Genomic DNA, 24,663 nt, shown 5'->3' with positions numbered 1-24,663 from the left:
CCGGATTCCCGAAGATTGATGACGCGGCCGAGGGACACAGCGGAGAGGTCAACGGGGTGGGAAGAGGGTGCGGACGAGGTCTTATCGGAGCCGCTCTTTCAGCGAAGCCGGATCGCTGGCGTGCTCGTGGGCGATCCGGATCGTGTGGATACCGCAGCGGGCCCAGTGCCGGTCGCGGTCTTCGTCATGTTCGCCCCGGAGCGCACTGCCGGTGCCATCGTGATCTCCCACCTGGGCTGCACCCGGATGGAGTGGCTGATCATCAGCGGCAGCCACCGTGGCACGATCTGGTCCAACTGTCGGGTGGACGACGTCGACCTCGCGCCACTCCTCGACGACAACGCTATACCGGTGAGCTTCGCCCGCTGGCACACCGATTGGCTGGAGATAGCCGAGCGCCCGGCGTTGTCGGCATCGTAGGCTCGTCGCCCTGTGCTGTTGAGGGAGCCGTCCAGACAGCGGTGCGGACCGGAGTCCGGCCACACGCCAGACCGAGTACCGCTTCCTCCCCTGCCCTCAACCTGAGCACATTCGGCGCCACAGACCCCGGCGCCGCGAAAGACCCGACGAACAGGCCCACCACAACGGCAACACCGCCCACGGCACACCAGCTCACGGACCGCCGCCGGTAGCCCGCCATGGCGCGGCCCGTCATCTCGACGTCGAGCGCCGCGCTCTCCCGCACCGCCGCACCCTTCACAGACAACGATTCCTAACTGCCGGGACGGCGCTATCCACTCTCAAGAACTGGGCTCCCATCATTCGGACCACAGAGCATCCCTTTCCTCGCATGTTCGTGGCCGGCGTTCTGTCGCCCGGCCTGCGACTCCATGCCAGGTTCTGGTTCAATAATTCGGGTCGTACAAGTTCGGCGACCATCCTCAGATGTCGAGGGTCATGCAGATCGATTTCTTTGAACACCGCAGCAGGCCAAACCGGCCGGTCATCGCCACGGAACGATGAGCGATCCGCTACTTGTATCACCAGTCAACAGAGCGTCTCCGACCGGTTCGGGAAGATCCCGGAACCGGTCACGCTGCGGCCCGTAGCGCAGGGGTGGTGCGGCCCAGGGTTCCGCCTGCTTACCTCCGGATTCCGGAAAAGAAAACCAGCCAAGGAGTTTCCGAGGCATAGCTGTGCAACAGCAGGTACCTGACGCGGACAGTCGGTTGTAGGCGGGCAACAGGCTGATCGCTCCGAGCAGGGTCCATTCGTGTAGGCGGCACGAGGAAGTCGCGCTCAGCGGTGACGCCCGTCATGGTGAAGGCCCAGGTGGTGAACCGGAGTTCGGTGTTCGGTCAGCAGTTGGGCGACCTGGCGGTCGATGTGGTGGACCACTGCTCTCCGCGCCATCGTGACGTCCGGCCCTGGGAACGCGTGTGGCTCGCGGATGCCGAATGCCTGTTGGAGAGACTATGAGGTGCGGCCGCAAGGCGGCTCTCCAGCACGGGGACCGGCGGCCCGCTGTCTACGCTGCCACTGGTCCTCGCGCAGCACGGCGGATCCGGTGGGCCCACCGACGAGACGGGCCAGGACGGCATTGGCCGATGCCCTGAGATCGGAACGGTCTGAGTTGGTCATGCTCCCATGCAACCCGGTGGCACCGACAATCCGCGACTGCCGATCACGGCCCTGTGGATAAAGTTATCCACAGGGGTCGCGGGCTCGGGGCAATCACGGGATCTTCGAGTCATGAACGAGCACCACGAATCTGCCGGTCCTTCGTCCACCCAGGAGCAGGTCACCCTGCGTGGCCCCGCCGAACTTGCCGATGCTCTCCCGTATTTGCTGGGTTTCCATCCCAGTAACTCGGTGGTGATGGTCGCGCTGCACGGCCGGAGGGGTCGCTTCGGCGGCCGGCTCAGGGTCGGAATTCCTCCTTCGCCGAGCGAGTGGCAGCCGGTCGCCGAGCAGCTTGCCGAAGGCTTGATCAGCGGCAGCGAGCGGCGCGGTCCACGCCCTGAGGGGGTCATCGTCTTTCTTTGTCAGGACCCGGCAGCGGGAGAAACGCCCGCTGCCGTCATGGAGCGGCTTCGCCCCTTCGCCCAGCAGTTGCGCACGGCATGTGGCGCCCTCGACGTCCCGGTGCCCGAAGCGCTGTGCATTTCCGATGGCAGGTTCTGGTCGTACTGCTGTCCGGATGCCCGCTGCTGTCCGCCCGAGGGAGGCGCACTGGCTCTGCCGGGTACTTCGGTCATGGCCGCGGCTGCCGCCTATGCAGGCATTCAGGTGCGCGGATCCCTCGAGGAGATGGAAGCCAGGCTGACTCCTTGGCAGCGGCCACGTACGACGTCACAGGAACGGGCGTTGGACGAGGCAGCTGCGGTTCTCGTGCCCAGGATCCTTGCCGGGGCGGACCGCGAGCTGGTGGGTGACGAGACTCTGGAATCCGCCCGGCGCCTGGTCCGCCGCATTGAGCAGACTCCTCAGTCGCCCGGTTGGGCCCAGGCAGACGCTGCTGATGACGAGCTCATCACTGACGCGGAAGCGGCAGCGGTTCTCCTGGGCCTGCAGGACCGTACAACGCGGGACCGGGCGGCCGAATGGATGGAAGGCCCGGCCGCCGGTTCGGTTCTGCGGCTGTGGCGCGCGCTGTCACGTCGTTGTGTCGGTTCGTATGCCGAGTACGGTGCGGCGCCGCTCACTCTGGCTGGTTGGGTGGCCTGGTCGACCGGCGACGAACCGGGCGCTCGGGTTGCTCTCGGCCAGGCCTTGCGTCTTGATCCGCAGTACACCTTCGCCCGGCTTCTTCATCAGGCATGCAACGAGGGACTTGATCCCGAGGCGCTGCGGCACTGTCTGCGGAAGGAGCGCAGCGGACGGATGGCAAAGCGAGGGCAGCCTGGTGAGCCCGGTGGAAGGAAGCCTCCGAAATCCCCTGACACCCGTCGCGACGGGCCATCGGGCGCCGTCCGTCCCGACAATGCCGGGGCCCGTGGCCGTGCCGGCCGGCGCGGCGGTCGGCGTGGCACGAGGAGTGGGCGATGACGTCGGGAAGCGTGTTTATCGTCAGTGAGACGACTATGATCGCGCCATGTCGCCTTACGACCCGTCGGCCTTCCCGGCCTTTGCTGTCACCGTCGACCTGGTTGTTCTTACTGTGCGGCGCCATGCGCTGTGTGCACTGGTGGTTCGCCGCGGGGAGGCGCCGTTCCAGGGCCGGTGGGCGCTGCCCGGCGGCTTCGTCAAGGCGAACGAGGACCTTGGAGCCGCAGCCGCAAGGGAGCTGGCGGAAGAGACGGGGCTGTGCGCTCACGACCCCTCGACGCCGGTGCCGGGCCCGGGCCGGATCGCCGGGAATGGTGCCCACCTGGAACAGCTCGGCACCTACGGCGATCCCGAGCGGGACCCGCGGATGAGGGTCGTCAGCGTGGCGCATCTGGCACTGGCGCCCGATCTGCCCGCGCCCAGGGCGGGGGGCGACGCCAACAGTGCCCGGTGGGCGCCTGTGGAGGAACTGCTCGGATGGGAGAGCAACCTCGGCGGAGTCGGCGATGCGCCCGCTCCGCTGGCCTTCGACCATGCGCGCATCCTTGCGGACGGGGTGGAGCGAGCGCGCTCCAAGATCGAGTACTCATCACTCGCCACTGCCTTCTGTCCGCTGGAGTTCACCGTTGGTGAGCTCCGCCGGGTGTACGAGGCGGTATGGGGCGTAGTCCTGGACCCTCGCAATTTTCACCGCAAGGTGACCGGCACGCCGGGTTTCCTCGTCCCTTCCGGAGGGACCACGACGCGTCAAGGAGGCCGGCCCGCTCAGCTGTTCCGTGCGGGGGGTGCCACGCTGCTCAACCCCCCGATGCTTCGCCCGGAGGTCTGATCTTCTCCGCGATCCTGCGTGGAAAGTCATGAATGTCGCGTTATCTTGCTGCGGTAGCCACGCTGCCGCCAGGCGGTTCCGCCACCCGCGAGAGAAGCGATGCTCCAGGCCATCGGACTCACCAGCACCCACCGCCGGGATCGCCGGCTCGCCGTGGAGGATCTGAGCTTTCAGGCCGACCCCGGGTGTGTCACCGCGCTTCTCGGGGCCCGCGGCGCCGGCAAGACCACGGCTCTGCGGCTGATGCTCGAGCTGGAGCAAGGACGCGGCATCACCTTCTTCCGCGGCCTTCCGCTGCACCGCATCACCTCTCCTGCGGGGGAGGTAGGGATCCTGCTGGGCGACGTGCCCGGCCATCCGGCGCGCACCGTCCGCAACCAGCTCCGCATGCTGTGCGCGGCATCCGGGGTGCGGGGCTGCCGTGCGGACGAGCTGCTGGAAATGGTCGGCCTCGGTGGGCTGGCCGGGCACCGGGTCGGCGCACTGTCCCTGGGTATGGACCGAAGGCTCGGGCTTGCTGCGGCGTTGCTGGCCGATCCGCACACGCTGCTGCTCGACGAGCCTGTGGCAGGACTTGCGCCCAGCGACACGGGCTGGCTGTTCGGTCTGCTCCGCAGCCATGCCGCCCAGGGCGGCACCGTTCTGTACACGACCAGTGACCCCAAGGCAGCCGCTCGTTACGCCGATCATGTCGTCACCATCGACTCCGGCCGCCTGGTGGCGGACCAGGACGCTGCCGAATTCGCACGTACCCGGCTCCGTCCGCGGGTCGCGGTTCGCACGCCGCACACGGCCCGTCTCGCCGGTTTCCTGACCCGAGAGGCCCGCGCGAGTCAGCGCTCCGTGGAGGTCGTGACCGAGAGCGGCAGCCGCCTCTCCGTATACGGCAGCAGTTGCGCCGAGGTCGGGGACACGGCCTTCCGACACGGGATTCCTGTCCATCAGCTCGCAGACGAGACCGGCGACATGAAGCCTCCGGGTCTGCCTGACGATCATCACCCGGAGTCCGTGAAGCGCCTGACGCGCGAACCGCTCAGGGCCGAGGTCTCCGAGTCGCTCCCTGCGCCTCCGGCTGCCCTCGTCCCGGCAGGGCGAGTTTTCGAGGGCGGCGCCGATACGTCGCCACCTATCGTCCGCCGTCCGGATCACGGTCCGGTCAGACCGATGCGCTACGAGTTGCACAGGCTCTTCGGTGTGCGGGTGCCGCTTCTCATCGCGGGTGCGGTCCTCTTCCTCTCTGCCGTTCTGGCGGCGCTCCTGGGCAGGTCGGGGCAGACCCCGGTGCCGCAACTGCTGGCAGCATGGCCTCGGATTCTGCCGTTGCCGCCCGCCGCGCTGGGGGCCGGTCTGCTGGGCTCACTCGCCTTCGGCGACGAGTACCGCTACCCCGCCCTTGCCGCTCGGCAAGGTGTCGTGCCCCGTCGTTTCGGCCTGTTGGCTGCCAAGCTCGCGGTGTCGGCCGGCACTGCGCTCTTCCTCGCCGTGACAGCCGCAGTTGCCGATCTCGCAACTCTGCACCTCCTGTACGGCGGAGATTTGTCCGGTCCTCCGCAGGACTGGCTTCACCTCCTGGTCAGTTGGGCAGGGCTGACCGTGGGCTGTGCGTGGGCGGGGTTGCTGGGCGCGGGCGTGTTCCGAAGCACCACCGCCGGGCTGGCTGCTGTGCTGGCGGTGCCGGTCGTCATGGTGCCGCTGCTGCAGGCGGCGATTGCGGGGCCGGCTGCGCGCTCGGTCGTCGGTCTCCCGACGAGACTGCGCGAACTGGCCTGGGTGGAGTGGCCGCACCAGGCGGACCGTTGGATGATCGCAATCCTGCGCCTGCTGACCCAGCCCGTCGCGGCGGCGCTCGCACTGTCGCTCTCGGTTCTCCTCTGCGCATTTCTGTTCACTGGCGTTCGTGGCAGGGCCCGTTGGTGAGAGACACGGGCCCTCTCCGCAGCGGACTGCGCACAACTTCTCGGAGAATGCCCACATCTTTCCGATAAGGCGTCAAGTACAGGGAGATCGGTGATCACCCTTTCGTGTGCTTTTCACCAAAGACCTCAAGGGCGGCCTGAGCCAAGCCGACAAAGGATGCGTGACTACCCTTGCGCACTCCATGATGAGCCCCGCCCGTTCCGCCGAGTCAGGCCTCGCGGGCCCGGGCGAACGCGACCGCTACCCGTACGCCGAAACGCCCGGTGTCGACCGGGTCGGTGCCCCCTCCTGGGGCGGCGGCGAAGCCGAGTTGGGCCGGGCCGGCCGCCGCGCCACAAGCAGCCGTGGCCGCGGACTGCACGGTCAACTGGTTCAGCAGCTCGGACAGATGATCGTGTCCGGTGATCTCGGCGCGGACCGCCCACTCGTTCCCGAGGAGATCGGCCAGCGCTTCGAAGTCTCGCGCACAGTTGTCCGGGAGTCCCTGCGCGTGCTCGAGGCCAAGGGCCTGGTCAGCGCCCGACCCAATGTCGGGACCAGGGTGAGGCCGGTCAGCGACTGGAATCTCCTCGACGCGGACATTATCGAGTGGCGGGCTTTCGGGCCGCAGCGGGACGACCAGCGCCGTGAGCTGAGTGAGCTCCGCTGGACGATCGAGCCACTGGCCGCGCGTCTCGCCGCGGGGCATGGTCGGGAGGACGTGCAGCAGCGTCTCGCCGACATGGTGGAGATCATGAGCCATGCACTCGCCCAGGGCGATTCGATCACTTTCTCCCGCGCCGACGCCGAGTTCCACTCCCTGCTCATCCAGCTCGCCGGCAACCGGATGCTCGAGCACCTCTCGGGCATCGTCTCCGGCGCCCTGCAGGTCTCGGGTGGCCCCGCCACCGGATGCGAGCGGCCGACCGAGATCTCACTCGTCCAGCATGCGCGCATCGCTGATGCGCTGGCCGCGAATGACCCCCAGGCTGCTGAGGCGGCCATGCGGCAGCTGCTCACGGCTCACCCGGACGTGGAGCGAGTCGTCCCTGCGCCGCGAGAGCACTGATCGAGCCGCAAGCTCGGGGGTGCAGCCACGCACGCAATCGTGTCGCCGGATCCCGGGGGTCCGGCGACATAATTGTGGGTAGATGTCCCGTATGGCGAGGTCGGTCGTGAATGAGGTGTGACTCGGGCCACGCAGATTGGGCGTAACACTCCTCGAAGCAACGCGATGACCTAAGAGGTGATGGCCGAAGAGGGAATGCAAGCGTCGTTGACGGCGCTGTACAGCTCCTAGGCTCAGCCCGCGCCGTCGGTACATCCCCAGCCGGCGGTCGTCGGTTCCTGACCCGCCAGGGGCGGAACCGGAAGCCGTTTCCATCGTTTCGAGAGGTTGTTCGTGTCGGCCAGCACATCCCGTACTCTCCCGCCGGAGATCGCCGAGTCCGAGTCTGTCATGGCGCTCATCGAGCGGGGAAAGGCTGATGGGCAGATCGCCGGTGACGACGTGCGCCGGGCCTTCGAGGCCGACCAGATTCCGGCCACCCAGTGGAAGAACGTTCTGCGCAGCCTCAACCAGATCCTCGAGGAAGAGGGTGTGACTCTGATGGTCAGTGCCGCGGAGTCGCCGAAGCGCACCCGCAAGAGCGTCGCAGCGAAGAGCCCGGTGAAGCGCACCGCCACCAGGACCGTAGCGGCCAAGACAGCCACGGCGAAGACAGTGGCGGCCAGTGCGGCACCGGCCGCCGAGAGCGTGGACGTCGTCGCTGAAGAAGTCGAAGACGCAGAGCCGGCCAAGGTGTCGGGCGTGAAGAAGGCGGCTGCGAAGAAGGCCGCTGTGAAGAAGACGGTGGCCAAGAAGGCGGCGGCGAAGAAGACCGCCTCCAAGAAGGACGCCGACGAGGCACCCGACGGAGACGAGGCCGAGGAGAGCCCTGCGGCCAAGGCCGGCGAGGAAGAGGAAGAGGGCGGCGAGGCCAAGGGCTTCGTTCTCTCCGACGACGACGAGGACGACGCGCCCGCGCAGCAGGTCGCCGTCGCCGGTGCCACCGCCGACCCGGTCAAGGACTACCTGAAGCAGATCGGCAAGGTTCCGCTTCTCAACGCGGAGCAGGAGGTGGAGCTCGCCAAGCGCATCGAGGCCGGGCTCTTCGCCGAGGACAAGCTGGCAAACTCCGACAAGCTCGCGCCGAAACTCAAGCGCGAACTGGAGATCATCGCCGAGGACGGCCGCCGCGCCAAGAACCATCTCCTCGAGGCCAACCTTCGTCTGGTCGTCTCGCTCGCCAAGCGTTACACCGGTCGTGGCATGCTTTTCCTGGACCTGATCCAGGAGGGCAACCTCGGTCTGATCCGCGCGGTCGAGAAGTTCGACTACACCAAGGGCTACAAGTTCTCCACGTATGCCACCTGGTGGATCCGTCAGGCGATCACCCGCGCCATGGCCGACCAGGCCCGTACCATCCGTATCCCGGTGCACATGGTCGAGGTCATCAATAAGCTTGCGCGCGTCCAGCGCCAGATGCTCCAGGATCTGGGCCGCGAACCCACCCCGGAGGAGTTGGCCAAGGAGCTCGACATGACCCCTGAGAAGGTCATCGAGGTCCAGAAGTACGGCCGGGAGCCGATTTCTCTTCACACCCCGCTGGGCGAGGACGGCGACAGCGAGTTCGGAGACCTCATCGAGGACTCCGAGGCAGTCGTTCCGGCCGACGCAGTCAGCTTCACGCTCCTCCAGGAGCAGCTGCACTCGGTCCTGGACACCCTGTCCGAGCGCGAGGCCGGTGTGGTGTCGATGCGCTTCGGCCTCACCGATGGCCAGCCGAAGACGCTCGACGAGATCGGCAAGGTCTACGGTGTGACGCGGGAGCGCATCCGGCAGATTGAATCGAAGACCATGTCGAAGCTGCGTCACCCGTCGCGTTCGCAGGTGCTGCGCGACTACCTCGACTGAGCCTCCACGGCGCCGTAACGGGCCCGGGCCCCCTTCGTGGGGTGCCCGGGCCCGTTGCTTGCTGTCATGTCCGGACGGGCCGGGGACTGTCGTTCGGGACCGCTTCGGGGGCCTTCGGGCGGGCCGGTTCCGCATGCCAACCGGGTGGCCGGCGAAGGAGCCGGCAGAGCCGGCCGCACGCGCTGTGCGCCGGGAGACGTGCCGGGGGCGTGTGTCAAGGCGACAGCGGTGGTCGGCTTGGTCGCCCAGGAGAGGCTTACCGGAGGCGGTCTCGTAGGCGCGCGGCTGCGGCCGGGTGGCACAGGGAGCGGTGTACACGGCTCCCGGCGGGGGCTGGGACGCCCGTGGCGGTGGCCTGGGGAAGCCGGGGCCGTAGCCGGACATGAGAACGGGCGACCTCTCCTGCTTCCAGGCAAGGCCGCCCGTCGACCGGATTCAGTCCGGTCCCTGGCTCGTCGTGGGTTCGAGGTATCAGCGATCCTCTTCTTCGGAATGGCCCGGGACGGCCGTCAGGCGGTCCGTCTCGTCCTGTATGTCCGCGGCGATCTTCTTGAGTTCCGGCTCGAACTTGCGACCGTGGTGGGCGCAGAAGAGCAGTTCGCCGCCGCTGGCCAGCACGACGCGCAGGTATGCCTGGGCGCCGCATCGGTCGCAGCGGTCAGCGGCCGTCAGCGGGCTCGCGGGGGTCAGAACAGTAGTCACGTCGCCTCTTCTCTAGCTCGACGAGCTGTCGTACCAGGGTCAACATCCAACCAGGCCGAAAACGTTCCCGCTCTCGGCTTTTCCTCGAAACTTTTTGTCAAGGTGGCCGTCAGCTGCCGGTTGGCGGCGAATGAGCCGTATTGCGCTGGCTTTACGGTTTCGCGTTGCTTGTCTTCTTGTGCCCTCCCGGCTGGCTGCCGGTTGTTGATGAGGACGTGCCCGGAGCCTAAATGGTTCATGCCTCGAAGGGAACGTGATGTGCGCTTCACTCCAAGGAGGGATCGAACAAGTGTACGGTGCTGGTTTGGGGCGGAAGTCTTCTAGGGTGGCGTAACAACGGCTCTACCAGGGCTCGGTACCCTCTGACGGGCGACCGACGCCCGGCCTTTACCCACTGGGCCCCAAAGTAAATTCAGCGAGGAGCGAACCGCGTGACCGCCGATACGTCCGTGCCGTCCACTGCGCTGCTGAGCGGAGCAGACCGTGATGGCTCCAACTACACCGCGCGGCACCTGCTCGTACTCGAAGGGCTCGAAGCCGTCCGTAAGCGGCCCGGCATGTACATCGGGTCCACCGACAGCCGCGGGCTCATGCACTGCCTCTGGGAGATCATCGACAATTCGGTCGACGAGGCTCTCGGGGGGCACTGCGATCACATCGATGTGATTCTCCATGAGGACGGTTCCGTCGAGGTCCGGGACAACGGACGGGGCATCCCCGTTGACGTCGAGCCCAAGACCGGCCTCTCCGGCATCGAAGTCGTCATGACCAAACTGCACGCCGGCGGGAAGTTCGGCGGCGGCTCCTATGCGGCATCCGGCGGCCTGCACGGTGTCGGTGCCTCGGTGGTCAACGCGCTGTCCGCACGGCTGGACGTCGAGGTGGACCGTAATAGCGCCACGCATTCCATCAGTTTCCGCCGCGGGGTTCCCGGCATGTTCACCGAGGACGGCCCCGGCAGCCCCTTCGACCCGGCCAACGGCCTGCGCAAGGGCAAGCGGGTACCCAAGACCAGAACCGGCACCCGGGTCCGCTACTGGGCCGACCAGCAGATCTTCCTCAAAGACGCGAAGCTCTCGCTGGATCATCTGTACCAGCGGGCCCGCCAGACGGCCTTCCTGGTGCCGGGTCTGACGCTTGTGGTACGTGATGAGCGCGGACTGGACGGTGCGGGCACGTCGGAGGAGACCTTTCGTTTCGACGGCGGGATCAGCGAGTTCTGCGAGTACCTGGCCCAGGACAAGGCAGTGTGCGATGTGCTGCGTCTCACCGGACAGGGCACTTTCAAGGAGACCGTCCCGGTACTCGATGACCGCGGCCACATGACGGCCACCGAGGTCAGCCGGGAACTCGGCGTGGATATCGCACTGCGCTGGGGTACCGGTTACGACACGACGGTCAAGTCCTTCGTCAATATCATCGCCACGCCCAAGGGCGGCACGCATGTGTCCGGCTTCGAGCGATCCCTCACCAGGACCGTCAACGAGGTGCTGCGCTCCGCCAAGCTGTTGCGGGTGGCCGAGGACGACATCGTCAAGGACGACGCCCTGGAGGGGCTGACCGCAGTGGTGACCGTGCGCCTCGCGGAACCCCAGTTCGAGGGCCAGACCAAGGAGGTGCTCGGCACTTCTGCGGCCAACCGAATCGTCGCCAATGTTGTCGCCAAAGAGCTCAAGGCCTTCCTGACCTCCACCCGGCGTGACGCCAAGGCGCAGGCCCGAGCTGTCCTCGAAAAGGCCGTGGCCGCGGCCCGTACGCGCATCGCGGCCCGCCAGCACAAGGACGCGCAGCGCCGCAAGACCGCACTGGAGTCCTCGTCGCTGCCGGCCAAACTCGCCGACTGCCGCAGCGACGATGTGGAGCGCAGCGAGCTCTTCATCGTGGAGGGAGATTCCGCGCTCGGTACGGCGAAGCTCGCCCGGAACTCCGAATTCCAGGCGTTGCTGCCGATCCGCGGCAAGATTCTCAACGTCCAGAAGGCCTCCGTCTCGGACATGCTGAAGAACGCCGAGTGCGGTGCCATCATCCAGGTCATAGGAGCGGGGTCCGGCCGAACCTTCGACATCGACGCGGCGCGTTACGGCAAGATCGTGCTGCTGGTCGACGCCGACGTGGACGGTGCGCACATCCGCATCCTGCTGCTCACGCTCTTCCAGCGCTACATGCGGCCGATGGTCGAAGCGGGCCGGGTCTTCGCAGCGGTTCCGCCGCTGCACCGGATCGAGCTCGTACAGCCGAAGAAGGGCCAGGACAAGTACGTGTACACGTACTCCGACAACGAGCTGCGGCAGAAGCTGCTGGAGTTCCAGCGCAAGAACGTCCGCATCAAGGACTCGATCCAGCGCTACAAGGGTCTGGGCGAAATGGACGCCGACCAGTTGGCGGAGACCACCATGGATCCGCGCTTCCGTACGCTGCGGCGGATCAACATCGGTGATCTGGAAACCTCGGAACAAGTCTTCGATCTGCTGATGGGCAACGAGGTCGCGCCGCGCAAGGAGTTCATCACCAGCTCGGCCGCGACACTGGACCGCTCGCGCATCGACGCCTGAGTCCCGGCCACTTATACGCGGGACGTCCACCCGTGGGTGGAGACACATCTCCACCCACGGTCCACCTCTGCTCCGATCTGCTGACCAGGACTTTTCCGTAGCGTCTAAGGCGTAATCCTTCCCCGCTCACGGAGGCTCCCCATGTCAGCGTCCACATTCACCGATGCCCTGGTGATTGTCGCGGTCATCGCGCTGGTGCTTGTGCGGCAGTTCCGACCGCAGCAGATCGCGCACGACAGGCGTTGGTGGCTGATCCCGGCGGTGCTGGTCTTCTTCACCTTGCGCCAGCATGCTCTGCTCGATGCGCATCACCGCACCGCGTCCGTCGTGCTGGTAGCGGCTGAGCTGCTCACCGGGCTGGCCATGGGGGCGGCCTGGGCCTGGACGACCAAGGTGTGGACCGAGCCCGACGGCTCAGCCTGGGCCAGGGGCACGAAGGCAACCGCTGCCGTGTGGGTGCTCGGAATTGGCATACGGCTGGGAGTGGCCGGTATCGCGGCATTGGCGGGCGTGAAGCTGGGTTCGGGAGCGCTGCTGCTTGCGTTGGCGGCCTCCTTGCTCGTCCGGTCGGGGGTGCTGGTGTGGCGGGCCGGGCAAATTCGGCCGTCGTACGGTGTTGCTGCCCCCGGATCGCCGGAGCCGGCCTGGAAGGACCCCGTATGACGCCGAGTGCCTGGACGAGTTGGCCCTCCCGCGAAGCGCTGTCCCAGAGCGGCCTGACCAAGCCTCGTCGTGATTTCGCGCGAGGCATGCGGCTCGTCGGCCTCGGGGTGTTGATCTGGGGCGCTCTCACCAGGGACGACGTCAGCGACTGGATCGTGGCCGGCGCTGTGGCGGGCGTGGTGGGCTGCGCCTTCGTCGTCTGGGCTTTCTACCGGACGAGTCTGGAACACCGGCTCTGGCGCTCGGTGGGGCTGCTGGCCGTACTGATGGGCGCGGCTGTCGCCGCGCAGCAGACGGGATTCTCCGTTACCGCGACGGTTCTGTGGTGCGGTTGCGCGATCAGCGCGCTCAAGCGGCTGCCCCTCGCGGCGGCTCTCCCCTGCACCGCCACCGCGCTCTGTGCATACGCCCTGCTGAACAGCGACGCCCTGCTGACGACGGCGATCACCACCGCGGGGCTGGCTCTCGGCGGCTATGTGCTGCGTCTCGACGGCGAGGCGCGGGGCGCCGCGGAGCGACTGCGCGAACAGGAGCGGGCCGCGCTGGCGGCGAAGGCCGAGTCGGCCGCGCTGGGCGAGCGTTCCCGGATCGCCCGGGAGATCCATGACGTCCTCGCACACAGCCTGTCCGCCCAGCTGGTGCACCTGGAGGCCGCCCGGCTTCTCATCGAGCGGGACGCGGGACGTGAGCAGATCCTGGAGCGCGTGGTGGCTGCCCGGGGCATGGCACGGGAAGGGCTGGCCGAGACCCGGCAGGCGCTGTCCGCCCTGCGCGGCGAGATGACACCGGTTGAGGAGTTCCGCAGGAGGTGGTCGGCGGCGCACGCCTCGCGGTGGCGGGAGAACACCGTCCGCTGCCCGCAGAGGCTTCTCAGGCGGTGCGTCGAGTGGCTCAGGAGGCCATGACGAACGTACGCAAACATGCGCCGGGTTCCGAGGTCCGGGCGCGGCTCGAGTATCTCTCCGATGAGATCGTCTTGGAGATCCGGGATTCAGGTGCCACGACGTCGGTGGACGAACTGGCTGTCAGTGGCTCGGGTTACGGTCTGCTCGGAATGCAGGAGCGCGCCGAACTGCTCGGCGGGACCCTGGAGGCAGGACCGGACGAGGAGGGCTTCCTTGTGAGGCTGAGGGTGCCGGCATGACGGCTCGGGTTGTGGTGGCTGACGACCAGTCCGTCGTGCGCGAGGGCATTGTGATGCTGCTGGGACTGCTGCCCGGAATCGAGGTCGTCGGCGCGGCGAGGGACGGACTGGACGCGGTGGCGCTGGTCGCCGAACATGCCCCCGATGTGGTCCTGATGGATCTGCGGATGCCCCGCTGCGACGGTGTGGAGGCCACCCGCAGGATCCGGGCCGAGCACCCGTCCACCCAAGTGGTTGTGCTCACGACGTTCTCGGACGACGACTCACTCTTTGCCGCGCTGCGGGCCGGGGCCCGTGGCTACCTCACCAAGGACGCCGGGGGCGACGAGATCGTCCGGGCCGTCGAGAACGTCATGGCGGGGCAGGCGGGACTCTCGCCCAGCGTGCAGCGGCTGCTGGTCGAGCGGGTCACGGCAGCTTCGCCCGTGCATGAGGTCCAGGGGTCCGGAGAACTGCCTGACGGGCTCACCCGGCGCGAAGCCGAGATTCTGGCCCTGATCGCCGAAGGGCTCTCCAATCCGGAGATCGCGCGTGCCCTGCACATCTCCCCGGCCACGGTGAAGACACACATCAACAACCTCTTCGCCAAGACAGGGGTGCGCGACCGGGTGCAGGCCATGCGATACGCCTACAAGGAGGGTCTTGCACTCCCACCCGGTACATCCGTCACCTAATGGGGTGAAGAGGGGGCGATAGGGGATAGGAAGTGCCTCGGAATACCCATCCTTGGGCACGCGACCGCAGCGGTTGCGCACAGGGAGAGGGTGTTCGGTGGACAAGGACGAAGGGCTCGACGCCGCTGAGGTGCGGCTCGACGACCCCTGGTACGACGCGCTGGCCGCCGGCTGGGGCGAGTTGGACGGTAGCGGCGCACCCGCGGCTGTACCGGCACAGACAATGCCGGCGGACAGCCCGAGCACGGCCGACATCTATCTGGCGGTGCAGAGCAGCGCAGCCTTCCAGGAAGTGCGCAGCCGCTACCGGGGGTTCGTCATTCCCGCGTCGCTCGCGTTCTTTGCCTGGTACCTGGCGTATGTCGTGCTGGCCACGACGGCACCGGAGTTCATGGCCCGCCCGGTGACCGGAGCGGTAAATGTGGCGATGCTGGCGGGCCTCGGGCAGTTTCTCTCCACCTTTCTGCTGACCTGGGCCTACACCCGTCATGCCCGCCTGCGCAGGGACCGGACCGCGCTCGAGCTCCGCTGGGACACGCAGGAACTGACACGGGGGACCCACCGTTGAGCAGCGAGACGATCACCACGCAGCACCAGACGCTGGCCCTGTTGCTGTTCAGCGCGTTCGTCGCAGCGACGCTTGCGATCACCACCTGGGTGAGTCGCAACCGGCATGGCTCCGCGGAGGAGTTCTATGTGGGCGGCCGGCTGTTCTCCCCGATGGAGAACGGATTCGCCATCGCGGGGGACTACATGTCGGCCGCCTCCTTCCTCGGCATCTCCGGACTGATCGCGCTCTTCGGCTACGACGGCATGCTCTACTCGGTCGGCTTCCTCGTCGCCTGGCTCGTCGTCCTCTTGCTGGTCGCCGAACTGGTCCGGAACTGCGGCCGGTTCACCCTCGCCGACGTGGTCGCGGCCCGCATGAGAGAACGTCCTGTCCGGATCGCGGTGGGGTCCTCGTCGGTCACCGTGTCCGTGCTCTACCTGGTGGCGCAGATGGTCGGCGCGGGCAGCCTGGTCTCCCTGCTGCTCGGGGGCGACAGCGGGGCCTCCCAGGCATGGACCGTGATCGGCGTAGGAACTCTGATGGTCATCTATGTGACCCTCGGCGGAATGCGAGCCACCACCTGGATCCAGATCATCAAAACAGTGCTGCTGCTGGCCGGATCGATTCTGCTCACCGTGCTCGTCCTGGTCCGCTTCCACGGCAACATCAATCAGCTGCTGAGCTCCGCCGCGGACCACAGCGGCCACGGGAAGAGCTTCCTGGCTCCGGGCCTCCGATACGGCGGGGACTGGACCTCGCGGTTCGACTTCATCAGCCTGGGACTCGCCCTGGTCCTCGGTACGGCAGGCCTGCCGCACATCCTGTCGCGCTTCTACACGGTGGCCACCGCCCGGGCCGCACGACGTTCGGTCGTCTGGTCCATCGGGCTGATCGGCGGCTTCTACCTGATGACGATCGTGCTCGGATTCGGCGCGGCGGCGCTGGTCGGCACGGACCAGGTGAAGGCGGCGAACCCCGCAGGCAACACCGCGGTCCCCCTGCTCGCGCTCGAAGTCGGCGGGGGAGCGGGTTCGACCGGCGGCACCGTGCTCTTCGCCGTGGTCGCTGCCGTCGCCTTCGCCACCATTCTGGCCGTGGTCGCCGGAATCACGCTCGCATCCTCGGCGTCCGTCGCTCATGACCTGTACGCCACACTCAAGCGCAGCCATGCCCGGCAGCACAGCGAAGTGGCGGTGGCCAGGTTCGCGGCGGTGGGAATCGGCTCCGTCGCGATCGCCCTCGGGCTGCTGGCGAAGGACCTCAACGTCGCGTTCCTGGTCGGCCTGGCATTCGCGGTGGCCGCCTCCGCGAACCTGCCCGTGCTGCTGTACTCGCTGTTCTGGCGGAACTTCACGACCCGGGGCGCGGTCTGGGCGGTCTACGGAGGATTGGTCCCCGCAGTCATCCTTGTGACGCTCTCACCCGTTGTCTCCGGGAGCCCGGGATCGCTCTTCCCGGGCGTGGACTTCCAGTTCTTCCCGCTGGAGAATCCGGGCCTGGTCTCCATTCCACTCGGCTTCCTGGCGGGCTGGCTGGGCACTGTCACCTCCGACGAGCCGCCGGACGCAGTCAGGCACGCCGAGACGGAGGTCCGGTCACTGACCGGCGCCGGGGCCGTCTGAGCCGGGCACGGCCCAGGCGTAGCGGTGCTCGGGCCGTCCGGTGTCGCCGTACCTCAGTGTCAGGCGCAGTCGTCCCGTCTGCTCCAGCTGGCGCAGGTAGCGCTGCGCGGTGGAGCGGCTCAGGCCCGTCCGTGCCGCCACCTCGTGGGCCGACAACGGCTGCCCGGAACCGCTCAGCACCTCGCGGATCAGCTCGGACGTCGGTACCGAGTGCCCGCTGGGCAGCCCGGACGAGGCAGCGGGCCCTGCGGTGCGCAGCGCGCCGAAGATCCGGTCCACCTGCTCCTGGCCGGCCGATTGCCCGCTGCCACCCACCCGGCTCACCGTGCGGCGGAGCGCGGCATAGCTGTCCAGACGTGAGCGCAGCACGGAAAACGTGAACGGTTTGACCAGGTAGTGCAGGGCGCCGTGCCGCATGGCGGCCTGCACGGTCGCCACATCTCCGGCCGCCGTCACCATGATCACATCCGTGTGATGGCCGAGCTGGCGCATCCGCTGGACCAGCGAGAGGCCCGTTTCGTCCGGCAGGTAGTGGTCGAGCAGCACCAGATCGATCCGCTCGCGTTCCAGTGCCGCCATCGCCTGGGCGGCGCTGTGCGCACGGGCGACGACACGGAAGCCGGGAACCCTCGACACATACGCAGCGTTGATCTCAGCGACACGGAAGTCGTCATCGACCACCAGTACATCAATCATCGGGCCGCTCTCTGTTAGGGCGTTGTTGCAACGTCGTAGTTGTAGCGTGCGCAAAACGAGCACAACAGTCTCTTGCAGGCACAAGACTGCCTTGTGCCTACAAGACTGCCGCTGTGGTGTCTGCCACATCTACGGTCCCGGTCCATGAGCACAGACAACAGCCCCGCCATTGAGCTGCGGGGCGCCAGCAAGATTTTCCGCACCCCGTCGGGCGTGCCGCACACCGCGGTACGAGATCTGGACCTCACCGTCGGCCGCGGTGAGTTCGTGGCCGTCGTCGGGCCCACGGGCTGCGGCAAGTCCACCACGCTGACCCTGGTCAGCGGTCTGGAGGAGCCCACCGAGGGCGAGGTACTGGTGGCCGGTGAACCGGTCCGCGGTATCGGCGACAAGGTCGGGTTCGTCTTTCAGCAGGACGCCGTCTTTCCCTGGCGAACCGTGCTGTCGAACGTCATGGCGGGCCCGATCTTCCGTGGGACGCCGAAGGGCGAGGCGAAGGAGAAGGCCCGTGAGTGGCTGGCCCGGGTAGGCCTGTCGTCCTTCGAGGACCGCTACCCCCACCAGCTCTCCGGCGGACAGCGCAAGCGGGTGGCACTCGCGGCGACCCTGGTGAACGACCCCGAAATCCTGTTGATGGACGAGCCGTTCTCCGCGCTCGACGTCCAGACCAGGGCGCTGATGTCGGACGAACTGCTGGAACTGTGGTCGGGCACCGGGTCATCTGTGGTCTTCGTCACACACGACCTGGAGGAGTCCATCGCGCTCGCCGACAAGGTGGTCGTGATGACGGCGGGTCCCGCGACCGTGAAGCAGGTCTTCGAGATCGATCTGCCGAGGCCGCGCAAGGTCGAGACCGTCCGACTGGAGCCCCGGTTCATCGAGATCTATCGGGAGATCTGGTCCTCGCTCGGCGAGGAAGTCCGTATTACGCGTGAGCGAGGTGCCGTCAATGCCGCCTGAGACCGAGTCGGCCGCGAAGGCCACCGTCACGACAGGAACGACCACCCAGCCGGGCGTCGCAGGGTCGGCCCTGGATCCGGCACCGGCACTGAACAAGAGGTCGGGCCGGACCCAGGAACGTCAGCGGGCCGCCCGCAACCGGCGCTTCCTGGTGTACGCGAGCCGCGCCGTACTGCTGGTCGCGGTCATCGGCCTGTGGGAGGTGCTGGCCCGGGCCGGGGTCATCGACACCTTCAACTTCTCGATGCCCTCCAAGATCTGGGACCAGATCCAGTCCTGGGCCTTGCACGGCACCGCCCAGGGCTCCCTCTGGGAACAGATCTGGTACACGATGTACGAGGCCCTCGTCGGCTGGATCGTCGGTGTGATCGCCGGTGTGATCCTGGGCATCACGCTCGGCCGGATCCGCTTCCTCTCCGATGTACTCGGTCCGTACATCAAGGTGCTCAATGCCATCCCGCGCATCGTGCTGGCGCCGATCTTCCTCATCTGGTTCGGGCTCGGCACCACCTCGAAGATCGCCTCCGCCGTCGTGCTGGTCTTCTTCCCGGTCTTCTTCAACGCCTTCCAGGGCGCCAAGGAGGTTGACCGGAACCTGGTCGCCAACGCCCGGATCCTGGGCGCGAGCAATCGGCGGGTCACCTTTCAGGTGGTCATCCCCTCCGCCACCTCCTGGATCTTCACCAGCCTCCACGTCAGCTTCGGCTTCGCGCTGATCGGCGCGATCGTCGGTGAGTACATCGGCGCGACCAAGGGCCTCGGGCTGCTGGTGTCCGCCTCTCAGAGCACCTTCAACGCCGCCGGCGTCTACGCCGCGATGGTGATCCTCGCGGTCGTGGCACTGCTCACCGAAGGCTTGCTCACCTTCGCCGAGCGGCGCCTGTTCAAGTGGCGGCCCGTCGAGGCCGGCAGCGAGCGCTGAGCGCAGAGCAGCGGGCGCCTCGCTCCGCCCCGTACGAGGTACGAATCGGCCCATCGGTTCACCAATCGACTCATTTTGTAGATCACAGGGACGTGATGAATGTGCGCAGCATCATGAAGGTGTCAGCGGCGGCGGTAACGGGTGTGCTCGCGCTCACCGCGCTGACCGGCTGCGGAGGTGACTCCGCGGGCGAGGGCAAGAACGCCAACAAGGTCAAGATCATGGTGGGCGGCCTCGACAAGGTCATCTACCTGCCGGCGATGCTCACCCAGCGGCTCGGCTACTTCAAGGACGAGGGTGTCGACGTTTCGCTGCTGACCGAGCCGGCCGGTGTGCAGGCCGAGACCGCACTCGTCTCGGGTGATGTTCAGGGCACCGTCGGTTTCTACGACCACACCCTCGATCTTCAGGTCAAGGGCAAGCATGTGGAGTCCGTGGTGCAGTTGTCGCATGCGCCCGGCGAGGTCGAGATGGTCTCCAACCAGGCCGCCGGGGACGTCACCAGCTCCAAGGACTTCAAGGGCAAGAAGCTCGGTGTCACCGGTCTCGGTTCGTCCACCGACTTCCTCACCAAGTACCTCGCGGTCCACAACGGCGTGAAGACCAGTGAGTTCACGCCGGTCGCCGTGGGCGCGGGGCAGACGTTCGTGGCCGCGCTGAAGCAGGGCTCGATCCAGGGCGGGATGACGACCGACCCGACGGTCGCGAACATCCTGGACCAGAAGCTCGGCAAGGTACTGCTCGACATGCGTACGCCTGCGGGCTCACAGGCGGCGCTCGGCGGCCCGTACCCCTCGTCCAGCCTGTACATGAACACCGAGTGGGTCAACGGGCACAAGGAGACGGTGCAGAAGCTGGCGAACGCCTTCGTGAAGACTCTGAAGTGGATGTCGTCGCACTCGCCGGAGGAGATTGCGGCGAAGATGCCGGCCGACTACGCACAGGGCGGCAAGGCCCTCTACGCGCAGTCCATCAAGTCGACGCTGCCGATGTTCACCAAGGACGGCGTGATGCCCGCCAACGGCCCGGAAACGGTCGAGAGGGTCCTCAAGGCCTTCAACCCCAACCTCAAGAACGCCACGGTGGACCTCAGCAAGACGTACACGACGGAGTTCGCCAAGAAGGCCCACTAGCCGGAAGTCGCTGAGGGGCCGGGGTTCACCGCACATCACCCACCGCGGTGAGTCCCGGCTCGCTCAGTGCCTCCGGGAGTACGACCGTGAACAGGGCTCCGCCGTCCGTGCTCTCGCCCACCCGAGCGCTGCCGCCCTGTCGCTCGGCGAGTCGGCGGACCAGGGCCAGCCCCAGTCCGCGCTTGCCGTGGGCAGGCGGCTTTTTGGTCGACCAGCCCTCCGTGAAGATCAGTTCGCGCTGGCTCTCGGGGATCCCGGCGCCGCTGTCGCTGACCCGCAGTACCGCGCTACGCCCCTGAGCGTGGAGTTCCACCTCGACCTGGGCGCCCGCCGTCGCGGACACCGCGTCCAGGGCGTTGTCCACCAGGTTGCCGACGATCGTCACCAGACCCTGCGGGTCCACCAGTCGGTCGGGCAGCAGCGTGTCGGGGGTGAGCCGCAGCGAGACACCGCGCTCCGCCGCGACGGTGGCCTTGCCGACGAGCAGAGCTGCCAGCAGCGGGTCGTGGATCTTTTCGGTGATCTGCTCCGCCGTGGTGCGGTGCACGCCGACCACTTCGGTGATGAAGTCCGTCGCCTCCTCGTGCTTCTCCAGTTCGAGGAGGCCGAGGAGGGTGTGCAGCCGATTGGCGTGCTCGTGGTCCTGGGCACGCAGCGCGTCGATCAGCCCGCGGGTGGAATCGAGCTCGCGGCCGAGTTGTTCGAGTTCGGTCCTGTCGCGGAGGGTGGCCACCGCACCGCCGTCGTCGGTCGGCATCCGGTTGGTGACCAGCACCCGCCGGCCGCGCACGGTCAGCAGATCGTCGCCGGTGACCCGCCCGGCCAGCACGTCGGCTATGCGTCCCTCGCCGAGCGCCTCGGCGAGGGGCAGCCCGATGGCCTGCGGGCCGAGGTTCAGCAGCCGCTGGGCCTCGTCGTTCATCAGCCGGATCCTGTCTCCCCGGTCGAGCGCCACGACGCCCTCCCGGATGCCGTGCAGCATCGCCTCGCGCTCCGCGAGCAGCGCCGCGATGTCCGAGAACGCCAGGTCGTGCGTCTGTCGCTGGAGACGGCGCGAGATCAGGTATGCGGCCAGCGCCCCGGCGGCGAGCGCGCCGCCGGCATAGGCGAGCAGGCCGGGAACCATCGAGACCAGGTGGCCGCGCACGCTGTCGTACTTGATGCCCACCGAGACCACGCCGACGATCCGGTGCCGGGCATCGCGGAGCGGCACCTTGCCACGGGCGGAGCGGCCCAGGGTACCGGTATCGATCTCCATCACCTCGTGGCCGGAGAGCGGCACGGCGGCGCTGGTGGAGACGGGTCGGCCGATCTCGGAGAGGGTGGGGTGCGACCAGCGCACGCTATGGCGGTCGCAGATGACGATGTACTCCGCCCCGGTCGCCTTACGGATCCGCTCGGCGTCGGCCTGCACCGGGCCGTCCACCGTGGGCGGCGTGGTGAGAAGCTCCTCGGCGATCGCCGGTGAGGCGGTGGTCTCAGCGATCGAGAGGGCACGCCGCATGGCCTGCTGGTCGAGCTGCGCGCTGAGCGGACGCAGAAAGAGACCGGTGGCCAGTACGGCGACTCCGCCCGCTATGGCCAGTTGCATCAGCAGTACCTGGGAGAAGACACGCTGAGGCAGGCCGATGCGGAGCCTCCTGGGCTGTCCGGTGTTCATGTGGACGAACGGTAGAGGGCCGGGGCGACAACCGGAAGATTCCCCTGTTACGCAAACCGCTTGCGTCACTTGCGCTAATCTTGCGCGCATGACGCGACGACTTGCACAGGTAGCCCGGAAGGTGGGGGTCAGCGAGGCCACCGTCAGCCGGGTGCTCAATGGTCGGCCCGGAGTCTCCGAGGCCACTCGGCAGGCTGTTCTCTCCGCCCTCGACGTCCTGGGCTACGAGCGACCGACCCAGCTGCGGGGTGAACGTGCCCGGCTGGTCGGCCTGGTGCTGCCGGAACTCCAGAACCCGATCTTCCCCGCCTTCGCCGAAGTGGTCGGCGGAGCCCTCGCGCAGCAGGGGCTGACGCCGGTGCTGTGCACCCAGACCAAGGGAGGGGTGTCCGAGTCCGATTACGTGGAGCTGCTTCTGGAGCAACAGGTCTCCGGCGTGGTCTTCGCCGGCGGTCTCTACCACCAGCTGGACGCCGCGCACGACCACTACAAGGTGCTCGCGGACCGCAGGATTCCGGTGGTGCTGATCAATGCGGCCATCGCCCATCTCGGTTTCCCGGGTGTCTCCTGCGACGACGCGGTCGCGCTGGACCAGGCCTGGCGTCATCTCGCCTCGCTGGGGCACGAGCGGATCGGTCTGGTGCTCGGACCGAACGACCACGTGCCGTCCATGCGCAAGCTCGATGCCGCGCGGGCGATCGCGGCCGAACTCGGCGCCGAACTGCCCGACGAGCGCGTCGTGCGTGCCATGTTCTCGCTGGAAGGCGGTCAGGCCGCGGCGACCCGGCTGCTGGATCAGGGGGTCACCGGAGTCATCTGCGCGAGCGACCCGCTCGCGCTCGGAGCCGTGCGCGCCGCCCGTCGGCGGGGCTTGGCGGTGCCGAAGGACGTCTCGATCGTCGGCTACGACGATTCGGCATTCATGAACTGCACGGATCCGCCGCTGACCACCGTCCGCCAGCCCATCGAAGCGATGGGCCGAGCCGCTGTGGAACTGCTGTCCGTGCAGATCGGAGGCGCTGCGGTGCCCTCGGACGAGCTGCTCTTCGAACCTGAACTCGTGGTGCGCGGATCCACCGCGCAGGTGTCACGGCCGGGAGCCCGCTGATTGTCAAATATTTGCGGAATCTGCGCGACATCTTGCGGAGCGCGGTTGTCGGTGGTTGAGTTTGCGCCGCCCCACAGCGACGCAGTTGTGGGCTTCCCGCGCACTTGCCCACAAGGGGACCATCGATGAGAAGCACCTGGTTCCGCCCGACCCACCGCCGTACAACGGCGGCGGCCCTTGTCTCCGCTCTCGCACTGACCGCGCTTGCCGCTTGCGGCACCAGCAGCAGCGATGAGAGCAAGGCATCAGGCGGCGGCAGCTCCGACCCGTCCGCTCCGCTCGATCCGAAGACCAAGGTCACGCTGACCATGGACTGCATGCCGCCGACCGCGAAAGCCGCTGAGCTGCGCGAGTGGAAGGAAGACGTCAAGACGTTCAACAAGCAGTACCCGAACGTCAAGATCGAAGGAAAGTCGACGCCGGGCCAGTGCGAGGAGCCGACCCGCTTCACCGCGGCGCTGAAGGGCAAGTCGCAGCCCGATGTCTTCTACACGTACTTCACTGATCTTCAGCAGGTGCTGGACAACAACGGCGCCGCCGACATCTCGGCGTATGTGAACGCGAAGACCGTCCCGGCGCTGGCCGGCATCGACCCCGACGTGATGAGCGTCCTCAAGAAGGACGGCAAGCTCTACGGTTTGCCCACCAGCAACTACACCATGGGCCTGATGATCAACCGCAAGCTCTTCAAGCAGGCGGGGCTGGACCCGAACAAGCCGCCGACGACCTGGGACGAGGTCCGCGAGGACGCCAAGGCCATCGCAGGTCTCGGCAAAGGCGTCGCCGGGTACGGCGACTACAGCGCGACCAACCAGGGCGGCTGGCACTTCACCGCGGAGATGTACGGCCTCGGGGGCGACGTCGTCACGCCGGACGGCAGCAAGGCGGCTTTCAACGACGACATCGGCAAGCAGGTCCTGTCGAACCTCAAGGCGATGCGCTGGGACGACGACAGCATGGGCAAGACCCAGCTGCTGAAGTGGGGCGATCTGCAGAAGCAGATGTCCACCGACAAGCTCGGGATGTTCCTCGCCGCCCCGGACGACCTCACGTACATGGTCCAGCAGCTCGGCGCCACGTACGAGAACTACGGTATGGGACCGATCCCCGGCGGGCACGCCACGCTCTTCGGCGGCAACGACTACATGTTCAAGCAGGGCAGTTCCCCGGACAAGATCAAGGCCGCCATCGCCTGGGTGAACTTCAAGACACTCACCCCGGGCAAGGGGCAGTTCGACTGGGCGCGCTCGAAGTCCGACGCGCTGCCCGTGGGACTGCCGCAGCCGAACTTCTGGACCGGCGACATCAAGGCGAAGGACCTGCAGTCCCGCACCGACAACGCCACCATGCCGGTCGAGAACTTCAAGCCCTTCATGGACAACCCGGTCAAGGGCAAGGCCGAGCCGGCCAAGGCGCAGGAGATCTACAAGGTCCTCGACAACGCGATGTCGGGCGTCCTGACGAACAAGAACGCGAACATCGGCAAACTGCTCTCCACCGCCGAGCAGCAGGTCAACCAGGTCCTGGCGAACCAGTAAGAGACCGACAAGGGCCGGGACTTCGCGGTCCCGGCCCGGACCCGACCGGACCCGGCGCCAAGGAGAGACC

At 67.3% G+C, this 24,663-nt stretch carries 19 protein-coding genes and 2 pseudogenes; 18 read left to right on the top strand and 3 right to left on the bottom strand.

The window, feature by feature from the left end:
• Window positions 1–183 precede the first annotated feature (183 nt).
• The 7 genes and pseudogenes from AB0M87_RS09905 to AB0M87_RS09875 all read left to right on the top strand — a co-directional run.
• A pseudogene (locus tag AB0M87_RS09905) lies at window positions 184–420 on the top strand (SMI1/KNR4 family protein); the annotation flags it as partial.
• Window positions 421–1,257: 837 nt separating this feature from the next.
• On the top strand, window positions 1,258–1,419 hold the full coding sequence (locus tag AB0M87_RS09900; protein ID WP_365851403.1) for a hypothetical protein: 162 nt from the start codon (window positions 1,258–1,260) through the stop codon (window positions 1,417–1,419).
• 273 nt (window positions 1,420–1,692) lie between these two features.
• On the top strand, window positions 1,693–2,988 hold the full coding sequence (locus AB0M87_RS09895; protein ID WP_365851402.1) for a DUF4192 domain-containing protein: 1,296 nt from the start codon (window positions 1,693–1,695) through the stop codon (window positions 2,986–2,988).
• Between the two features lie 46 nt (window positions 2,989–3,034).
• Window positions 3,035–3,817 (top strand): NUDIX domain-containing protein, encoded by a 783-nt coding sequence (locus AB0M87_RS09890; protein ID WP_365851401.1) that lies wholly within the window; start codon window positions 3,035–3,037, stop codon window positions 3,815–3,817.
• A gap of 99 nt (window positions 3,818–3,916) precedes the next feature.
• Entirely contained in the window at window positions 3,917–5,734 is a 1,818-nt protein-coding gene (locus tag AB0M87_RS09885; RefSeq protein ID WP_365851399.1) for an ATP-binding cassette domain-containing protein, read from the top strand.
• Between the two features lie 160 nt (window positions 5,735–5,894).
• Window positions 5,895–6,782: a FadR/GntR family transcriptional regulator gene (locus AB0M87_RS09880; protein ID WP_365851398.1), complete on the top strand. Its 888-nt coding sequence runs from the start codon at window positions 5,895–5,897 to the stop codon at window positions 6,780–6,782.
• 333 nt (window positions 6,783–7,115) lie between these two features.
• The gene (locus AB0M87_RS09875) at window positions 7,116–8,669 is read left to right on the top strand and encodes an RNA polymerase sigma factor (protein ID WP_365851397.1); all 1,554 of its coding nucleotides are present in this window, start codon (window positions 7,116–7,118) and stop codon (window positions 8,667–8,669) included.
• A gap of 471 nt (window positions 8,670–9,140) precedes the next feature.
• Here the strand turns inward: AB0M87_RS09875 and AB0M87_RS09870 are convergent, their stop codons facing one another.
• On the bottom strand, window positions 9,141–9,371 hold the full coding sequence (locus tag AB0M87_RS09870) for a hypothetical protein (protein ID WP_365851396.1): 231 nt from the start codon (window positions 9,369–9,371) through the stop codon (window positions 9,141–9,143).
• Between the two features lie 431 nt (window positions 9,372–9,802).
• Between AB0M87_RS09870 and AB0M87_RS09865 the strand changes: the two genes are divergently transcribed.
• The 6 genes and pseudogenes from AB0M87_RS09865 to AB0M87_RS09840 all read left to right on the top strand — a co-directional run bounded on the left by AB0M87_RS09865 (window position 9,803) and on the right by AB0M87_RS09840 (window position 16,576).
• Entirely contained in the window at window positions 9,803–11,923 is a 2,121-nt protein-coding gene (locus tag AB0M87_RS09865) for a DNA topoisomerase IV subunit B (RefSeq protein WP_365851395.1), read from the top strand.
• Between the two features lie 141 nt (window positions 11,924–12,064).
• Window positions 12,065–12,586: a DUF1453 domain-containing protein gene (locus tag AB0M87_RS09860; protein WP_365851394.1), complete on the top strand. Its 522-nt coding sequence runs from the start codon at window positions 12,065–12,067 to the stop codon at window positions 12,584–12,586.
• Window positions 12,583–13,730 (top strand): annotated as a pseudogene (locus tag AB0M87_RS09855) (sensor histidine kinase). Before AB0M87_RS09860 ends, AB0M87_RS09855 begins: the two are co-directional and overlap by 4 nt.
• Window positions 13,727–14,404: a response regulator transcription factor gene (locus AB0M87_RS09850; protein ID WP_365851393.1), complete on the top strand. Its 678-nt coding sequence runs from the start codon at window positions 13,727–13,729 to the stop codon at window positions 14,402–14,404. Before AB0M87_RS09855 ends, AB0M87_RS09850 begins: the two are co-directional and overlap by 4 nt.
• 97 nt (window positions 14,405–14,501) lie before the next feature.
• Window positions 14,502–14,972 carry a DUF485 domain-containing protein gene (locus tag AB0M87_RS09845; protein ID WP_365851392.1) on the top strand — a complete coding sequence of 157 codons (471 nt, stop codon included), beginning with the start codon at window positions 14,502–14,504 and terminating at the stop codon, window positions 14,970–14,972.
• An 11-nt stretch (window positions 14,973–14,983) separates the two neighbouring features.
• Window positions 14,984–16,576, top strand: coding sequence for a cation acetate symporter (locus tag AB0M87_RS09840; RefSeq protein WP_365851484.1), 1,593 nt, complete (start codon window positions 14,984–14,986; stop codon window positions 16,574–16,576).
• On the opposite strand, the gene AB0M87_RS09835 is transcribed toward AB0M87_RS09840, so the two are convergent.
• Window positions 16,550–17,272, bottom strand: a complete 723-nt coding sequence (locus tag AB0M87_RS09835) for a response regulator (RefSeq protein WP_365851391.1) — start codon at window positions 17,270–17,272, stop codon at window positions 16,550–16,552. The genes AB0M87_RS09840 and AB0M87_RS09835 overlap by 27 nt on opposite strands.
• A 144-nt stretch (window positions 17,273–17,416) precedes the next feature.
• On the opposite strand from AB0M87_RS09835, the gene AB0M87_RS09830 reads away from it, so the two are divergent.
• From AB0M87_RS09830 to AB0M87_RS09820, 3 genes are all read left to right on the top strand, one after another.
• Window positions 17,417–18,232: an ABC transporter ATP-binding protein gene (locus tag AB0M87_RS09830; RefSeq protein WP_365851390.1), complete on the top strand. Its 816-nt coding sequence runs from the start codon at window positions 17,417–17,419 to the stop codon at window positions 18,230–18,232.
• Window positions 18,222–19,154 carry an ABC transporter permease gene (locus tag AB0M87_RS09825; RefSeq protein ID WP_365851389.1) on the top strand — a complete coding sequence of 311 codons (933 nt, stop codon included), beginning with the start codon at window positions 18,222–18,224 and terminating at the stop codon, window positions 19,152–19,154. The genes AB0M87_RS09830 and AB0M87_RS09825 overlap by 11 nt, the downstream gene beginning before the upstream one ends.
• A gap of 101 nt (window positions 19,155–19,255) precedes the next feature.
• Entirely contained in the window at window positions 19,256–20,287 is a 1,032-nt protein-coding gene (locus AB0M87_RS09820) for an ABC transporter substrate-binding protein (RefSeq protein WP_365851483.1), read from the top strand.
• A gap of 25 nt (window positions 20,288–20,312) precedes the next feature.
• Here AB0M87_RS09820 and AB0M87_RS09815 read toward each other — a convergent pair whose 3' ends face one another.
• Window positions 20,313–21,947 carry a sensor histidine kinase gene (locus AB0M87_RS09815; protein ID WP_365851388.1) on the bottom strand — a complete coding sequence of 545 codons (1,635 nt, stop codon included), beginning with the start codon at window positions 21,945–21,947 and terminating at the stop codon, window positions 20,313–20,315.
• Between the two features lie 88 nt (window positions 21,948–22,035).
• On the opposite strand from AB0M87_RS09815, the gene AB0M87_RS09810 reads away from it, so the two are divergent.
• Both AB0M87_RS09810 and AB0M87_RS09805 read left to right on the top strand, forming a co-directional pair.
• On the top strand, window positions 22,036–23,055 hold the full coding sequence (locus AB0M87_RS09810; RefSeq protein WP_365851387.1) for a LacI family DNA-binding transcriptional regulator: 1,020 nt from the start codon (window positions 22,036–22,038) through the stop codon (window positions 23,053–23,055).
• Between the two features lie 125 nt (window positions 23,056–23,180).
• Window positions 23,181–24,593, top strand: coding sequence for an extracellular solute-binding protein (locus tag AB0M87_RS09805; RefSeq protein ID WP_365851386.1), 1,413 nt, complete (start codon window positions 23,181–23,183; stop codon window positions 24,591–24,593).
• The last annotated feature ends 70 nt before the right edge of the window (window positions 24,594–24,663 follow it).

Source organism: Streptomyces sp. NPDC051320 (assembly GCF_040682175.1).
Lineage (GTDB): Bacteria > Actinomycetota > Actinomycetes > Streptomycetales > Streptomycetaceae > Streptomyces.
The sequence above is the reverse complement of the archived record's forward strand: the minus strand, read 5'-3'. Positions and strand labels throughout refer to the sequence as shown.

Excerpts from the sequence above, each read along its gene's own strand:
- AB0M87_RS09900 (WP_365851403.1), top strand. The coding sequence starts at position 1,258 with ATGGTGAAGGCCCAGGTGGTGAACCGGAGTTCGGTGTTCGGTCAGCAG.
- AB0M87_RS09895 (WP_365851402.1), top strand. The coding sequence starts at position 1,693 with ATGAACGAGCACCACGAATCTGCCGGTCCTTCGTCCACCCAGGAGCAG.
- AB0M87_RS09890 (WP_365851401.1), top strand. The coding sequence starts at position 3,035 with ATGTCGCCTTACGACCCGTCGGCCTTCCCGGCCTTTGCTGTCACCGTC.
- AB0M87_RS09885 (WP_365851399.1), top strand. The coding sequence starts at position 3,917 with ATGCTCCAGGCCATCGGACTCACCAGCACCCACCGCCGGGATCGCCGG.
- AB0M87_RS09860 (WP_365851394.1), top strand. The coding sequence starts at position 12,065 with ATGTCAGCGTCCACATTCACCGATGCCCTGGTGATTGTCGCGGTCATC.
- AB0M87_RS09850 (WP_365851393.1), top strand. The coding sequence starts at position 13,727 with ATGACGGCTCGGGTTGTGGTGGCTGACGACCAGTCCGTCGTGCGCGAG.
- AB0M87_RS09835 (WP_365851391.1), bottom strand. The coding sequence starts at position 17,272 with ATGATTGATGTACTGGTGGTCGATGACGACTTCCGTGTCGCTGAGATC.
- AB0M87_RS09830 (WP_365851390.1), top strand. The coding sequence starts at position 17,417 with ATGAGCACAGACAACAGCCCCGCCATTGAGCTGCGGGGCGCCAGCAAG.
- AB0M87_RS09825 (WP_365851389.1), top strand. The coding sequence starts at position 18,222 with ATGCCGCCTGAGACCGAGTCGGCCGCGAAGGCCACCGTCACGACAGGA.
- AB0M87_RS09815 (WP_365851388.1), bottom strand. The coding sequence starts at position 21,947 with ATGAACACCGGACAGCCCAGGAGGCTCCGCATCGGCCTGCCTCAGCGT.
- AB0M87_RS09810 (WP_365851387.1), top strand. The coding sequence starts at position 22,036 with ATGACGCGACGACTTGCACAGGTAGCCCGGAAGGTGGGGGTCAGCGAG.
- AB0M87_RS09805 (WP_365851386.1), top strand. The coding sequence starts at position 23,181 with ATGAGAAGCACCTGGTTCCGCCCGACCCACCGCCGTACAACGGCGGCG.